At 61.4% G+C, this 14,322-nt stretch carries 13 protein-coding genes and 1 pseudogene; 10 read left to right on the top strand and 4 right to left on the bottom strand.

The genetic code is table 11. From position 1 onward, the window contains the following. The first annotated feature begins 129 nt into the window (after positions 1 to 129). The gene (locus AB4N42_RS03950; RefSeq protein ID WP_460115888.1) at positions 130 to 1,716 is read left to right on the top strand and encodes an ABC transporter substrate-binding protein; all 1,587 of its coding nucleotides are present in this window, start codon (positions 130 to 132) and stop codon (positions 1,714 to 1,716) included. A gap of 135 nt (positions 1,717 to 1,851) precedes the next feature. Here the strand turns inward: AB4N42_RS03950 and radC are convergent, their stop codons facing one another. Next, positions 1,852 to 2,526, bottom strand: a complete 675-nt coding sequence (gene radC / locus AB4N42_RS03945; RefSeq protein ID WP_030138212.1) for a RadC family protein — start codon at positions 2,524 to 2,526, stop codon at positions 1,852 to 1,854. A 145-nt stretch (positions 2,527 to 2,671) separates the two neighbouring features. Here radC and coaBC point away from each other — a divergent pair, with 145 nt between their 5' ends. From coaBC to argB, 4 genes and pseudogenes are all read left to right on the top strand, one after another. Further along, on the top strand, positions 2,672 to 3,880 hold the full coding sequence (coaBC, locus tag AB4N42_RS03940; RefSeq protein ID WP_217860629.1) for a bifunctional phosphopantothenoylcysteine decarboxylase/phosphopantothenate--cysteine ligase CoaBC: 1,209 nt from the start codon (positions 2,672 to 2,674) through the stop codon (positions 3,878 to 3,880). 5 nt (positions 3,881 to 3,885) lie between these two features. Beyond that, entirely contained in the window at positions 3,886 to 4,341 is a 456-nt protein-coding gene (gene dut, locus AB4N42_RS03935; protein WP_030138214.1) for a dUTP diphosphatase, read from the top strand. Positions 4,342 to 4,591: 250 nt separating this feature from the next. Then, positions 4,592 to 5,995 (top strand): annotated as a pseudogene (locus tag AB4N42_RS03930) (phosphomannomutase/phosphoglucomutase); the annotation flags it as partial. 27 nt (positions 5,996 to 6,022) lie between these two features. Then, a complete protein-coding gene (gene argB, locus AB4N42_RS03925; protein ID WP_030138216.1) occupies positions 6,023 to 6,928 on the top strand; it encodes an acetylglutamate kinase in 906 nt (301 codons plus the stop codon). A 227-nt stretch (positions 6,929 to 7,155) separates the two neighbouring features. Here the strand turns inward: argB and pyrE are convergent, their stop codons facing one another. Further along, the gene (gene pyrE / locus AB4N42_RS03920) at positions 7,156 to 7,800 is read right to left on the bottom strand and encodes an orotate phosphoribosyltransferase (RefSeq protein WP_323154080.1); all 645 of its coding nucleotides are present in this window, start codon (positions 7,798 to 7,800) and stop codon (positions 7,156 to 7,158) included. A gap of 83 nt (positions 7,801 to 7,883) precedes the next feature. Here pyrE and AB4N42_RS03915 point away from each other — a divergent pair, with 83 nt between their 5' ends. Next, entirely contained in the window at positions 7,884 to 8,663 is a 780-nt protein-coding gene (locus AB4N42_RS03915) for an exodeoxyribonuclease III (protein WP_013694557.1), read from the top strand. 176 nt (positions 8,664 to 8,839) lie between these two features. Here the strand turns inward: AB4N42_RS03915 and AB4N42_RS03910 are convergent, their stop codons facing one another. Then, positions 8,840 to 9,208: a DUF4870 domain-containing protein gene (locus tag AB4N42_RS03910; RefSeq protein WP_198796211.1), complete on the bottom strand. Its 369-nt coding sequence runs from the start codon at positions 9,206 to 9,208 to the stop codon at positions 8,840 to 8,842. Between the two features lie 30 nt (positions 9,209 to 9,238). Next, the gene (gene rph / locus AB4N42_RS03905) at positions 9,239 to 9,961 is read right to left on the bottom strand and encodes a ribonuclease PH (protein WP_003177262.1); all 723 of its coding nucleotides are present in this window, start codon (positions 9,959 to 9,961) and stop codon (positions 9,239 to 9,241) included. Positions 9,962 to 10,223: 262 nt separating this feature from the next. On the opposite strand from rph, the gene AB4N42_RS03900 reads away from it, so the two are divergent. The 4 genes from AB4N42_RS03900 (at position 10,224) to spoT (ending at position 14,317) form a co-directional block, all read left to right on the top strand. After that, positions 10,224 to 11,087 (top strand): YicC/YloC family endoribonuclease, encoded by an 864-nt coding sequence (locus AB4N42_RS03900; protein WP_198796210.1) that lies wholly within the window; start codon positions 10,224 to 10,226, stop codon positions 11,085 to 11,087. 12 nt (positions 11,088 to 11,099) lie between these two features. Beyond that, the gene (gmk, locus tag AB4N42_RS03895; RefSeq protein ID WP_030142175.1) at positions 11,100 to 11,720 is read left to right on the top strand and encodes a guanylate kinase; all 621 of its coding nucleotides are present in this window, start codon (positions 11,100 to 11,102) and stop codon (positions 11,718 to 11,720) included. A gap of 167 nt (positions 11,721 to 11,887) precedes the next feature. After that, the gene (gene rpoZ / locus AB4N42_RS03890; protein WP_003177259.1) at positions 11,888 to 12,151 is read left to right on the top strand and encodes a DNA-directed RNA polymerase subunit omega; all 264 of its coding nucleotides are present in this window, start codon (positions 11,888 to 11,890) and stop codon (positions 12,149 to 12,151) included. A 60-nt stretch (positions 12,152 to 12,211) separates the two neighbouring features. Next, complete coding sequence (gene spoT, locus AB4N42_RS03885; protein WP_030142176.1) at positions 12,212 to 14,317, top strand: bifunctional GTP diphosphokinase/guanosine-3',5'-bis pyrophosphate 3'-pyrophosphohydrolase; 2,106 nt, start codon at positions 12,212 to 12,214, stop codon at positions 14,315 to 14,317. Positions 14,318 to 14,322 lie beyond the last annotated feature (5 nt).

The raw sequence follows: 14,322 nt of genomic DNA, 5'->3' as shown, positions 1-14,322 counted from the left end.
CTGAGTACAGCGCCGCAGAGTGCCGGAAAATGCAAAAAGGGGATAGTCATTTACCGGCGAGCCCACTAGGGTAGGCCTTTTCCAGACTGCACTCGCAGATGGGCCTCCGACCTGCACAGGAAATCAATCATGCGCCTCGCTGCCCTACCCTTGTTGCTCGCCCCTCTGCTGATCAGCCCGCTGGCCCAGGCCGCCGCCCTGAGCGTGTGTACCGAGGCCAGCCCGGAGGGGTTCGATGTCGTTCAATACAACTCGCTGACCACCACCAATGCTTCCGCCGACGTGCTGATGAACCGCCTGGTGGATTTCGACACGGCCAGCGGCAAAGTGGTGCCGAGCCTGGCCAGCAGTTGGGACGTCTCGCCCGACGGCCTGACCTATGTCTTCAAGCTGCGGCCACAGGTCAAGTTCCATCACACCGACTATTTCACACCGCGCCGCGACCTGACGGCCGAAGACGTCAAGTTCAGCTTCGATCGGATGCTCGATCCGGCCAACCCTTGGCATAAAGTTGCGCAAAGCGGCTTCCCCCACGCGCAGTCCATGCAACTGCCTGCGCTGATCACCAAAATCGACGCACTCGACCCGCTGACGGTGCGATTCACGCTGGACCACGCCGACTCAACCTTCCTGGCCACGCTGAGCATGGGTTTCGCGTCGATCTATTCAGCCGAATATGCCGACCAGTTGATGAACGCCGGCAAGCCGGAACAGCTCAACAGCCAACCCATCGGCACTGGCCCGTTCATTTTCAACCGCTTTCAGAAAGACGCCTCGATTCGCTACAAGGCCAACAACGAATATTTTGGCGGCAAGCCTCAGGTAGACCCCCTTATTTTCGCCATCACCCCGGACGCCAACGTCCGATTGCAGAAATTGCGGCGCAATGAATGCCAGATCGCACTGTCGCCCAAGCCACTGGACGTACAGGCCGCCAAGCAAGAGCCCACGTTGAAAGTGGAACAGACTGACGCCTTCATGACCGCCTTCCTGGCGATCAACAGCCAGCATCCGCCATTGGACAAGCCTGAAGTCCGCCAGGCGATCAATCTCGCCTTTGACAAGCCCAGCTACCTCAAGACCGTTTTCGAGGGCACCGCCGAAGCGGCCAACGGCCCTTACCCACCGAACACCTGGAGCTACGCGAAAAACCTGCCCGGCTATGCCCATGATCCGGCCAAGGCTCGGGAGTTGTTGGCCAAGGCCGGTTTGAAGGAAGGCTTCAAGACCACTATCTGGACTCGCCCCTCCGGCAGCCTGCTCAACCCCAACCCGAGCCTGGGGGCACAGTTGCTGCAATCGGACCTGGCAGAGATCGGCATCCAGGCGGAAATCCGCGTGATCGAATGGGGCGAGCTGATCCGCCGCGCCAAGGCCGGCGAACATGACCTGTTGTTCATGGGCTGGGCCGGGGATAACGGCGATCCGGACAACTTCCTCACCCCGCAATTTTCCTGCGCCGCGGTGAAGTCCGGGACCAACTTCGCCCGTTATTGCAACCCGGACCTGGACAAGCTGATCAGCGCCGACAAGACCACTGGCGAGCAAGGTGTACGCACCAAGCTCTACGAACAGGCCCAGGCGCAGATCCAGCAGCAGGCCCTTTGGCTGCCCTTGGCGCACCCCACCGCCTTCGCACTGACCCGCAAGGATGTGCAGGGGTATGCGGTGAGCCCGTTTGGGCGCCAGGATTATTCCAAGGTCAGTCTCAAGTAACCCCAGCCCACAGCAAACCCTGTGGGAGCGAGCTTGCTCGCGATGGCGGCGTATCAGACGACATTGATGTTGGCTGACCGACCGCTATCGCGAGCAAGCTCGCTCCCACAAGGGTTTCGTATCGTCAGATCGGGCCTACATCCACCCACACTCCGCCATGGACAGTGGCTCCCCATCGCCAACGATGAAATGGTCCAATACCCGCACATCGATCAGCTCAAGCGCTTCCTGAAGCCGCTCGGTGAGCGCTCGATCGGCTTGGCTGGGCTCGGTGTTGCCGGAGGGGTGGTTGTGGCACAGGATCACGGCAGCGGCGTTGTGGGCCAATGCCCTCTTGACCACTTGCCGGGGATGGACACTGGCGCTATCGATCGAGCCGCGAAACAGCGCCTCGAAGGTCAGCACCTGGTGCTTGGAATTGAGAAACAGGCAACCAAACACCTCGTGGGGCTCGTGGCGCAGCATTGATTTCAGATAGTCACGGACCGCGAACGGGCTTTCCAGCGTGGTCTTCTCCCGTGCCCGTTCAGCCAGATGCCGACGACTCATTTCCTGAGCGGCCTGAAGCTGGGCAAACTTCGCCGGCCCGAGCCCCATATGGTTACTGAAGGTGATCTGATCCGCTTCAAGCAGCGCGCGCAGGCTGCCAAATTGGATCAAGAGTTGTCGCGCCAGGTCCACCGCGCTTCTGCCCGCCACACCCGTGCGTAAAAATATCGCCAGCAACTCGGCGTCCGAAAGGCTCCCCGCTCCCGACGCCAATAACCTTTCCCGCGGCCGCTCGGCCACGGGCCAATCCCGAATACTCATGGCATCTCCCTGATAGTGGGCGCCGCTGTTCCGTAGCGGACGCTGTGATATCTTAGCCCATCTTTTTTGCAGGCGATTTGCACCCAGGCAGGCTCATGCCGAGGGTTTCGCCCTGCACTGACCACTGAAATCGAAAGGCAGGCCTATGCAGCGGCTGTATCGGAAACGCATCGTTCTGGGCGTCGGCGGCGGCATTGCTGCCTACAAGAGCGCCGAGCTGGTTCGCAGGCTTATCGACCAGGGCGCGGAAGTGCGGGTCGTCATGACCCGTGGCGGCAGCGAGTTCATCACGCCGCTGACCATGCAGGCCCTGTCCGGCCACCCGGTCCACCTGGATCTGCTCGACCCGGCGGCCGAAGCCGCCATGGGTCATATCGAACTGGCCAAGTGGGCCGACCTGGTGCTGATCGCCCCGGCGACGGCCGATCTGATCGCTCGCCTCGCCCAAGGCATTGCCAATGACCTGTTGACCACCCTGGTGCTCGCCACCGACGCGGTGGTCGCCGTGGCACCGGCCATGAACCAGGCGATGTGGCGCGACCCGGCCACCCAGGCCAACCTGCAACTGCTTGAAAGCCGCGACCTGAAAGTCTTCGGCCCGGCTTCCGGCAGCCAGGCCTGCGGCGATGTCGGCATGGGCCGCATGCTCGAGGCCACCGACCTGGCCCAGTGCGCCGCCGACTGCTTCAAACGCGAGGCCCTGACGGGCAAGCACGTGCTGATCACCGCCGGGCCGACCCAGGAAAACATCGACCCGGTGCGCTATATCACCAACCACAGCTCCGGAAAGATGGGCTTCGCCCTGGCCGAAGCCGCCGTGGAGGCCGGCGCCCGGGTGACGCTGATCACCGGCCCCGTGCACCTGCCAACGCCGGACCGCGTGACCCGTATCGACGTGGTCAGCGCTCGGGACATGCTTGCAGCCTGCGAAGCCGCCATCCCGTGCGACCTGTTCATCGCCTCGGCGGCAGTGGCGGACTACCGCCCTGAAGTCGTCGCCCCGCAAAAATTGAAGAAAGACCCTACGAGCGGCGACGGCCTGCTCCTGCAAATGGTGCGCAACCCTGACATCCTGGCCACCATCGCCACCCGCCCCGACCGTCCATTCAGCGTGGGCTTCGCCGCCGAAACCGAACACCTGCTCGATTACGCCGCGCGCAAGCTCAAGGACAAGAATCTGGACCTGATCGTCGCCAATGACGTCGCCAACCCGAGCATCGGCTTCAACAGCGAAGAAAACGCCTGCAGCGTGATCGACCGCCAGTTGCACGCCACGCTTTTCGCCCAGACCAGCAAGGGCAAGATCGCCCGCCAACTGATCACTTTCATCGCCGAACGGCTGAACCAGGTTTAATTTCAATGCACGCTCTACAAGCCAAGATCCTCGACCCACGCATTGGCAACGAATTCCCGCTGCCGCAATACGCCACACCTGGCTCCGCCGGCCTCGACCTGCGGGCCATGCTCAAGCAGGACACGGTGCTGGAACCAGGCCAGACCTTGCTGATTCCGACCGGCCTGTCGGTCTACATCGGTGACCCGGGCCTTGCCGCGCTGATCCTGCCACGCTCGGGCCTGGGCCATAAGCACGGCATCGTGCTGGGCAACCTGGTGGGCCTGATCGACTCCGATTACCAGGGCGAATTGATGGTGTCGTGCTGGAACCGCGGCCAGACCGCTTTCAACATCGCCGTGGGCGAGCGCATTGCCCAACTGGTGCTGGTGCCGGTGGTCCAGGCCCACTTCGAGCTGGTCCAGGAATTCGACGAAAGCCAGCGTGGCGCAGGTGGTTTCGGGCATTCCGGGAGCCATTGAGCCACATATCCAGCCGGGTGCCCTGCCCGGCTGCTTTATTAAGCTTCTGTTTCAGGACGAAAAATGCGCGACGGCTGGCGACGAGGTTTCCCATCCGGAATCAACGTTTTAGACGGTTCAGACCGGGGTAACGCTGTCTCATGGCACTTTCCCACCGCGAACTCTCTGCCAAAAACGTCGTCATACCCTTCAGCTTGAGCCTGCCGACACCCAATGTCGGCCTGTCCAGTCACCTTCCTGATAGAGCGCCCCGCCCATGAACACCCCAGCCGCAATCGCCCCGATCTTTCCTGACAGCATCTTCCGCGCCTACGACATCCGTGGCGTCGTGCCGGAAACCCTGACGGCTGAAACCGCCTACTGGATTGGCCGTGCCATCGGCTCCCAGAGCCTGGCCCAGGGCGAACCGAACGTGAACGTCGGCCGCGATGGTCGCTTGTCCGGCCCGGAGCTGGTCGAGCAACTGATCAAGGGCATTGCCGACAGTGGCTGCCACGTCAGCGATGTCGGCCTGGTGCCAACACCGGCGCTGTACTACGCCGCCAACGTGCTGGCCGGCAAATCCGGCGTGATGCTCACCGGCAGCCACAACCCGTCGAACTACAACGGCTTCAAGATCGTCGTCGCCGGCGACACCCTCGCCAACGAGCAGATCCAGGCACTGCACACCCGCCTCAAGACCAATGACTTGAGCAGCGGCCAAGGCAGCGTGACCAAGGTCGACATTCTGCCGCGCTACAACGACGAGATCGTCAAGGACGTGAAACTCGCCCGCCGCCTGAAAGTGGTGGTCGATTGCGGCAACGGCGCGGCTGGCGTGATCGCCCCGCAACTGATCGAAGCCCTGAACTGCGAAGTGATCCCGCTGTTCTGCGACGTTGACGGCAACTTCCCGAACCACCACCCGGACCCGGGCAAGCTGGAAAACCTGCAGGACCTGATCGCCAAGGTCAAGGAAACCAAGGCAGACCTGGGCCTGGCCTTCGACGGCGATGGCGACCGCGTGGGCGTGGTGACCGAGACCGGCAGCGTCGTGTTCCCGGACCGCCTGTTGATGCTGTTCGCCAAAGACGTGGTGGCACGCAACCCCGACGCCGAAATCATCTTCGACGTGAAATGCACCCGTCGCCTGGTACCCCTGATCAAGGAATACGGCGGTCGTCCGCTCATGTGGAAAACCGGTCATTCCTTGATCAAGAAGAAAATGAAACAAAGCGGTGCCCTGCTGGCCGGCGAAATGAGCGGCCACATCTTCTTCAAGGAACGCTGGTTCGGTTTTGATGACGGTATCTACAGCGCCGCGCGTCTGCTGGAGATCCTCAGCAAGGAGAAATCCACCGCGGAAGAGCTGTTCGCGACCTTCCCGAACGATATTTCTACGCCAGAAATCAATATCCATGTGACCGAAGAGAGCAAATTCAGCATCATTGATGCACTGCACGACGCCCAGTGGGGCGAAGGCGCCGAACTGACCACCATCGATGGCGTTCGGGTCGACTATCCACACGGCTGGGGCCTGGTTCGCGCGTCCAACACCACACCGGTGCTGGTACTGCGCTTCGAGGCCGACAACGAAGCCGAACTGCAGCGCATCAAGGACGTGTTCCACGCCCAACTCAAACGTGTTGCACCTGATCTCCAACTACCGTTTTGATTTTTTGAAGCACTACCGGAGCCCTGAATGACCCTCGAACGCGAAGCCGCCGCCAACACCGCCAAGGTCCTGTCCGAAGCGTTGCCTTATATCCGACGCTACGTCGGCAAGACCCTGGTGATCAAATACGGCGGCAACGCGATGGAAAGCGAGGAGCTCAAGACCGGCTTCGCCCGCGATATCGTGCTGATGAAGGCCGTGGGCATCAACCCGGTGGTGGTGCACGGTGGTGGCCCGCAGATCGGTGACCTGCTCAAGCGCCTGTCGATCGAGAGCCACTTCATCGATGGCATGCGCGTTACCGATGCGCAGACCATGGACGTGGTGGAAATGGTCCTCGGCGGCCAGGTCAACAAGGACATCGTCAACCTGATCAACCGCCACGGCGGCAGCGCCATCGGCCTGACCGGCAAGGACGCTGAGCTGATTCGGGCGAAGAAGCTCACCGTTACCCGCCAGACCCCGGAGATGACCCAGCCGGAAATCATCGACATTGGCCAGGTGGGCGAAGTGGTCGGCATCAACACCGACCTGCTGAACCTGCTGGTCAAGGGCGACTTCATCCCGGTCATCGCGCCAATCGGCGTGGGCGCCAACGGTGAGTCGTACAACATCAACGCCGACCTGGTGGCCGGTAAGGTTGCCGAGGCACTGAAGGCCGAGAAGCTGATGCTGTTGACCAACATTGCCGGCCTGATGGACAAGACCGGCAAGGTCCTGACCGGACTGTCGACCCAACAAGTCGATGACTTGATCGCCGATGGCACGATCTACGGCGGCATGCTGCCGAAGATTCGTTGCGCGCTGGAAGCGGTACAAGGCGGCGTTGGCAGCTCGCTGATCATCGATGGTCGTGTGCCGAATGCGATCCTGCTCGAGATCTTCACCGATACGGGTGTGGGCACGCTGATCAGCAATCGCAAGCGTCCGTAAGCAATACCCTGATAAAAAAGACCCCGCTCAACCTGGTTGAGCGGGGTCTTTTTTTACACCACTTTTTCAGACGATGCTTTTGTGGCGAGGGAGCTTGCTCCCGCTCGGCCGGGCTGGCGCTCCAGTGCGCAGCGACCGTAAAAATATTGGGGCCGCTGCGCCCGAAGCGTCGGACCGACCCAGCGGGAGCAAGCTCCCTCGCCACAGGATCAAAATCAGCGGTTTTCTTAGACGCCGAACTGCGCTCGATAAGCCTCAACCGCAGGCAGATGCTGCTTGAGCTGCGGATCGTCGGCCAAGAACTCCAGCACCTGGTTCAGCGAGACAATGCTGATCACCGGAATGCCGAAGTCGCGCTCCACTTCCTGGATCGCCGACAGCTCACCGTTGCCGCGCTCCTGGCGGTTCAGGGCGATCAGCACGCCGGCGGCCCTGGCGCCTTCTTGCGAGGCGATGATCTGCATCACTTCGCGGATGGCGGTGCCGGCGGTGATGACGTCATCGATGATCAGCACGTCGCCGGTCAGCGGCGCGCCGACCAGGCTGCCGCCCTCGCCGTGGGCCTTGGCTTCCTTGCGGTTGAAGCACCAAGGCAAGTCGCGGTCATGGTGCTCGGCCAAGGCGACGGCGGTGGTGGCGGCCAGGGGGATGCCTTTGTAGGCGGGGCCGAACAAGACGTCGAACGGAATGCCGCTCTCGACGATGGCCGCGGCATAGAACCGGCCCAACTGCGCCAGCGCGGTTCCGCTGTTGAACAGGCCCGCATTGAAGAAGTACGGGCTGGTGCGCCCGGACTTGAGGGTGAACTCACCGAAGCGCAAAACGCCGCGATCGATGGCAAAGCGAATGAAATCGCGCTGATACGCCTGCATGAAAAAAAGCCTCAAATACCGCGGATTTAGCTAAATAGGTACACGGCGTGTATCATACACGCACGTGATTTTTGGGGCCATTTATGCGGATCATCAGTGTGAACGTCAATGGTATTCAGGCTGCAGTCGAGCGTGGTTTGCTCAGTTGGCTGCAAGCACAGAATGCCGACGTCATCTGCCTGCAGGACACCCGCGCCTCCGCCTTTGAACTGGACGATGCAGCCTTCCAACTGGATGGTTACTTCCTTTATGCCTGCGATGCCGAAGTCCCCGCCCAGGGTGGCGTGGCTTTGTACTCGCGGCTGCAACCGAAGGCTGTCATCAACGGTCTCGGTTTCGAGACGGCGGACCGCTACGGGCGCTACCTGCAAGCCGATTTCGACAAGGTCAGCATCGCGACCTTACTGCTCCCATCGGGGCAGAACGGCGATGAAGATTTGAATCAGAAATTCAAGTTGATGGACGACTTCGCCCGTTACCTTGATAAACAGCGGCGCAAACGTCGCGAGTACATCTACTGTGGCTCGCTGTACGTGGCGCAACAGAAGCTGGATATCAAGAACTGGCGCGACAGCCAGCAATCTCCTGGTTTCCTGGCGCCGGAACGGGCCTGGATGGACGAGATCATTGGCAACATGGGTTATGTCGACGCCCTGCGTGAAGTCAGCCGCGAAGGCGACCAGTACAGCTGGTGGCCGGACAACGAGCAGGCCGAGATGCTCAACCTCGGCTGGCGTTTCGACTACCAGTTGCTGACGCCTGGGCTGCGCCGCTTCGTACGCAGCGCCCGCCTGCCGCGCCAACCACGATTCTCGCAGCATGCGCCGCTGATCGTGGACTACGACTGGACGTTGACGATCTAAGTGTCATCCGCAGCTACAAAAAAACCGACAGCAATGTCGGTTTTTTGTGGGCGTTGAAGACCCATTGTGGGAGCGAGCTTGCTCGCGATGGCGGTGGATCATTCAACACCGATGCTGAATGAAAAATCGCTATCGCGAGCAAGCTCGCTCCCACAGGGACAGGCGTTTACTGATCGTTATTTAACCAACCGCCAGGTAAACGGATACCGATACGGCTGCCCTTCATTGGCCTTCACGCCAGCGATGATGGTCAGCACCAACGCACCGATTGCCACCAGGCCAAACAGGAAGAAACCGATCACCACGATCATCAGCAGCAAGCTGATAGCCGCGGCGATCGCCACAGTGATTTGGAAGTTCAGCGCTTCCTTGCCCTGGGCATCGATGAACGGGTCGGATTCACGCTTGATCTGCCAGATGATCAGCGGGCCGATCAGCGAACCGAACGGAATGAAAATCCCCACCAGCGCAGACAGGTGACAAAACATCGCCCATTGCCGCACTTCTCTGCTCGGCTGGGGCAACAGGACTTGCTCATCACTCATGACATTCTCCTTGTCTGAAGCGCACAACGATCAGTCGGCCAATGCGGCCTTTTGCAGTTCGAAGATTTCGTTCATGCCTTTCTTCGCCAGCTCCAGCATAGCGTTCAATTCTTCCGGCTGGAACGGCGCGCCTTCGGCAGTGCCCTGGACTTCGATGAAGCCACCGGCGCTGGTCATCACCACGTTCAGGTCGGTCTCGGCGGCGGAGTCTTCCAGGTAGTCCAGGTCCAGCACCGGCTCGCCCTGGTACATGCCCACCGACACGGCGGCGATCATTTGCTTGAGCGGGTCGCCGCCCTTCAGGCCGCCGCGCTTCTTGATCACTTTCAAGGCATCGACCAGCGCAACCATCGCACCGGTGATGGACGCGGTGCGAGTGCCGCCGTCAGCCTGGATCACATCGCAGTCGACATACAACGTGACGTCGCCCAGCTTGGACATGTCCAGCGCGGCGCGCAGCGAACGACCGATCAGGCGCTGGATTTCCAGGGTCCGGCCGCCCTGCTTGCCACGACTGGCCTCACGCTGGTTCCGCTCGCCGGTTGCGCGCGGCAGCATGCCGTATTCGGCGGTCAGCCAACCTTGGCCCTGCCCCTTGAGGAAGCGAGGCACGCCGTTTTCGACGCTGACGGTGCAGATGACTTTGGTATCACCGAATTCGACCAGTACAGATCCCTCGGCGTGTTTGGTGTAGTTGCGGGTAATGCGGATCGAGCGAAGCTGATCGGCAGCGCGACCACTTGGACGTTTCATAGGGAACACCTGTACAGAGGACGGAAAACTGCTGGGCATTATAGAGCCGTGGACAGCCATAGGGCATATCTAAAAAGCCGACGCGACGGGTGAACACGCTGGAGGCCCCGGCCGACGGGCTGCAGCGCTTTGTAACCGGAGCTGTTTGGGCACTGCGTCCCACTGCGCTACAATCCTGCGCCTTTGCTGCCCTGCGGCATTTATCCACAAGTCCCAGGCGCCACGACCACCGTTGTGGGTGCCTGCATTGCGAGGAACCTCCATGGTGCACAGCATGACCGCCTTCGCCCGCGTCGAGAAGGCCGGCGCCCAAGGCACGCTGAGCTGGGAACTGCGCTCGGTCAATAGCCGCTACCTGGAGCCGCACCTGCGCTTGCCCGAGTCCTTCCGCGACCTCGAAGGCGGCGTGCGCGAAGCGCTGCGCCAGGGCCTGTCCCGGGGCAAGCTGGAATGCACCCTGCGCTTTACCGAAGAAAGCAGCGGCAAGACGCTGCAGATCGACCGCGAGCGCGCGGCGCAACTGGTTGCCGCCGCAGAAACCGTCGCCAGCCTGATCAAGAATCCCGCCGCCCTGAATCCACTCGAGGTCCTGGCCTGGCCCGGCGTACTGGTAGGCGACGCGAGCGATCCCCAGGCGCTGAACGCCGAGGCGCTGGCGCTGTTCAATCAAGGCCTGAAGGAACTCAAGGCCGGTCGCGAGCGCGAAGGCGCGGAGCTGGCCCGGCTGATCAACGAGCGCCTGACCTCCATTGAAGAAGACGTCGTCACCCTGCGCGAGCTGGTCCCGCAGATGCTCGCCACCCAGCGCCAGAAAGTCCTCGACCGCTTCGCCGACATGAAGGCCGAGCTGGACCCGCAGCGCCTGGAACAGGAAATGGTCATGCTCGCGCAAAAAAGCGACGTGGCTGAAGAACTGGATCGACTGAGCACCCACATCATCGAAGTTCGCCGGGTGCTCAAGTCCGGTGGTGCGGCCGGTCGTCGCCTCGACTTCCTGATGCAGGAGCTCAACCGCGAGGCCAATACACTGGGCTCCAAAGCCTTCGACCCGCGCAGCACCCAAGCGGCGGTCAACCTCAAGGTGTTGATCGAACAAATGCGCGAACAAGTGCAGAACATTGAGTAAGGCTAACCCGACATGACCCACAGCACCGGCACTCTCTACATCATTTCCGCGCCTTCGGGCGCCGGCAAGACCAGCCTGGTCAAGGCCCTGATCGACGCAGAGCCGCAGATCCGCGTTTCGGTCTCCCACACCACCCGCGCCATGCGCCCGGGTGAAGTCAACGGGGTGAACTATCACTTCGTCGATCGTGAGGAGTTCGTGAAGATGGCCGAGCACGGCGACTTCCTCGAACGCGCCGAAGTCTTCGGCAACCTCTACGGCACTTCGCAAAGCTATTTGCAGCAGACCCTCGACGAGGGCCACGACCTGATCCTGGAAATCGACTGGCAGGGCGCCGAGCAAGTTCGCAAGCTGATGCCCCACGCCCGTTCGATCTTCATCCTGCCGCCAAGCCAGCAAGCCTTGCGCCAGCGCCTGACCAACCGCGGCCAGGACAGCGATGAAATCATCGAAGGCCGGATGCGCGAAGCGGTCAGCGAAATGAGCCATTACGTCGACTACGATTACCTGATCATCAACGACGATTTCGCCCATGCACTGGATGACTTGAAGGCGATTTTCCGCGCCAGCCAGCTCCAGCAAAAACGCCAACAGCAACGTTTCGGTAAATTATTGGCCGAACTGCTGGGCTGAACAGCCCTTCCCAAAACCGCTGCGACGGCTTTACATTGGTACTCGCAGCGCGCCGAGGGGTTTGATCAAAAAATCAGCGCTTCCCTAAACGCTGGTGTTTTTTTAAACTGTCGAGTCCGCTCGCCCAACCGGGCAGCGCGCATATTGCATTCGCTCCGAGGAATACCATGGCCCGCGTAACCGTTGAAGACTGCCTAGAACACGTGGAAAACCGCTTTGAGCTGGTCATGCTCTCTACCAAGCGTGCCCGTCAACTGGCCACCGGCGGCAAAGAGCCATTGGTCCAGTGGGAAAACGACAAGCCTACCGTGGTAGCGCTGCGTGAAATCGCCGAAGGCCTGATGAGCTACGAGTTCATCGCCAACGCTGAAATCGTTGAAGACGAACCGCTGTTCGCGGCGTTCGAGGACGAGTCCAACGAGGCGGTCTAAGCCTATGCCTGGTCGACGTAGCACGGCGCGGGGTCACAGCAGACGGCAGGAGTCATCATCATGCCGAGCATAGACGCCCTCGCCGATCGCTTATCGGCCTACCTCGGCACGGACCAGGTCAACCTGGTCCGCCGAGCCTATTTCTACGCCGAACAAGCCCACGACGGCCAGCGCCGCCGCAGCGGCGAGGCGTACGTCACGCACCCGCTCGCGGTGGCGAATATTCTTGCCGACATGCACATGGACCATCAGAGCCTGATGGCGGCCATGCTGCACGACGTGATCGAAGACACCGGCATTGCCAAGGAAGCGCTGCAAGCGCAGTTCGGCGAAACCGTGGCCGAACTGGTCGACGGGGTCAGCAAGCTGACCCAGATGAACTTCGAGACCAAGGCCGAGGCCCAGGCCGAGAACTTCCAGAAGATGGCCATGGCCATGGCCCGCGATATCCGCGTGATCCTGGTCAAGCTCGCCGACCGGTTGCACAACATGCGCACCCTGGAAGTGCTCTCCGGCGAAAAGCGCCGGCGCATCGCCAAGGAAACCCTGGAAATCTACGCGCCCATCGCCAATCGCCTGGGCATGCATGCGATCCGCATCGAGTTCGAGGACCTGGGCTTCAAGGCGATGCACCCGATGCGTTCGGCGCGGATCAACCAGGCCGTCAAGCGCGCCCGGGGCAACCGCAAGGAAATCGTCAACAAGATCGAAGAGTCCCTGAGCCACTGCCTGGCAATCGACGGCATCGAAGGCGAAGTCAGCGGACGGCAGAAACACCTCTACGGCATCTACAAGAAAATGCGCGGCAAGCGTCGGGCCTTCAACGAGATCATGGACGTCTATGCGTTCCGGATCATCGTCGACAAGGTCGATACCTGCTACCGCGTGCTGGGTGCCGTACATAATTTGTACAAACCGTTGCCGGGGCGCTTCAAGGATTACATCGCGATTCCCAAGGCCAACGGCTACCAGTCGCTGCACACCACGCTGTTCGGCATGCACGGCGTACCGATCGAGATCCAGATCCGCACCCGCGAAATGGAAGAGATGGCCAACAATGGCATCGCGGCCCATTGGCTGTACAAATCCAGCGGCGACGAGCAACCCAAGAGCACTCACGCCCGCGCGCGGCAGTGGGTCAAGGGTGTGCTGGAAATGCAGCAGCGCGCCGGTAACTCCCTGGAATTCATTGAAAGCGTAAAGATCGACCTGTTCCCGGACGAGGTCTACGTCTTCACGCCCAAAGGCAGGATCATGGAGCTGCCCAAGGGCTCCACGGCCGTGGACTTTGCCTACGCCGTGCACACCGATGTGGGCAATAGCTGCATCGCCTGCCGCATCAACCGCCGCCTGGCACCGTTGTCCGAACCGCTGCAAAGCGGCTCCACGGTGGAAATCGTCAGCGCCCCCGGCGCGCGCCCCAACCCGGCGTGGCTCAACTTCGTGGTCACCGGCAAGGCCCGCACGCACATCCGCCACGCGCTGAAGCTGCAACGTCGCTCCGAGTCCATCAGCCTCGGCGAACGCCTGCTGAACAAGGTCCTGAACGGTTTCGACAGCTCGCTGGACAAGATCCCGGCCGAGCGCGTGCAGGTCATGCTCCATGAATACCGTCTCGAATTGATCGAAGACCTGCTCGAGGACATCGGCCTGGGCAATCGCATGGCCTACGTCGTCGCCCGCCGCCTGCTTGGCGAAGGCGAACAGCTGCCAAGCCCTGAGGGCCCGCTGGCGATTCGTGGCACCGAAGGCCTGGTGCTCAGCTATGCCAAGTGCTGCACACCGATCCCGGGCGACCCGATTGTCGGCCACCTGTCCGCCGGCAAAGGGATGGTGGTGCACCTGGACAACTGCCGCAACATCAGTGAAATCCGCCACAACCCGGAAAAATGCATCCAGCTCTCCTGGGCCAAGGATGTCACCGGCGAATTCAATGTCGAGCTGCGGGTCGAGCTGGAGCACCAGCGCGGCCTGATTGCCCTGCTGGCCAGTAGCGTCAACGCCGCCGACGGCAACATCGAGAAAATCAGCATGGACGAACGCGATGGCCGCATCAGCGTCGTCCAACTGGTGGTCAGCGTGCACGACCGCGTGCACCTGGCCCGTGTGATCAAGAAACTGCGCGCCCTGACAGGGGTTATCCGCATCACGCGGATGCGTGCATAGCTCCG

This window comes from Pseudomonas sp. H2_D02, from assembly GCF_054677635.1.
The sequence above is the reverse complement of the archived record's forward strand: the minus strand, read 5'-3'. Positions and strand labels throughout refer to the sequence as shown.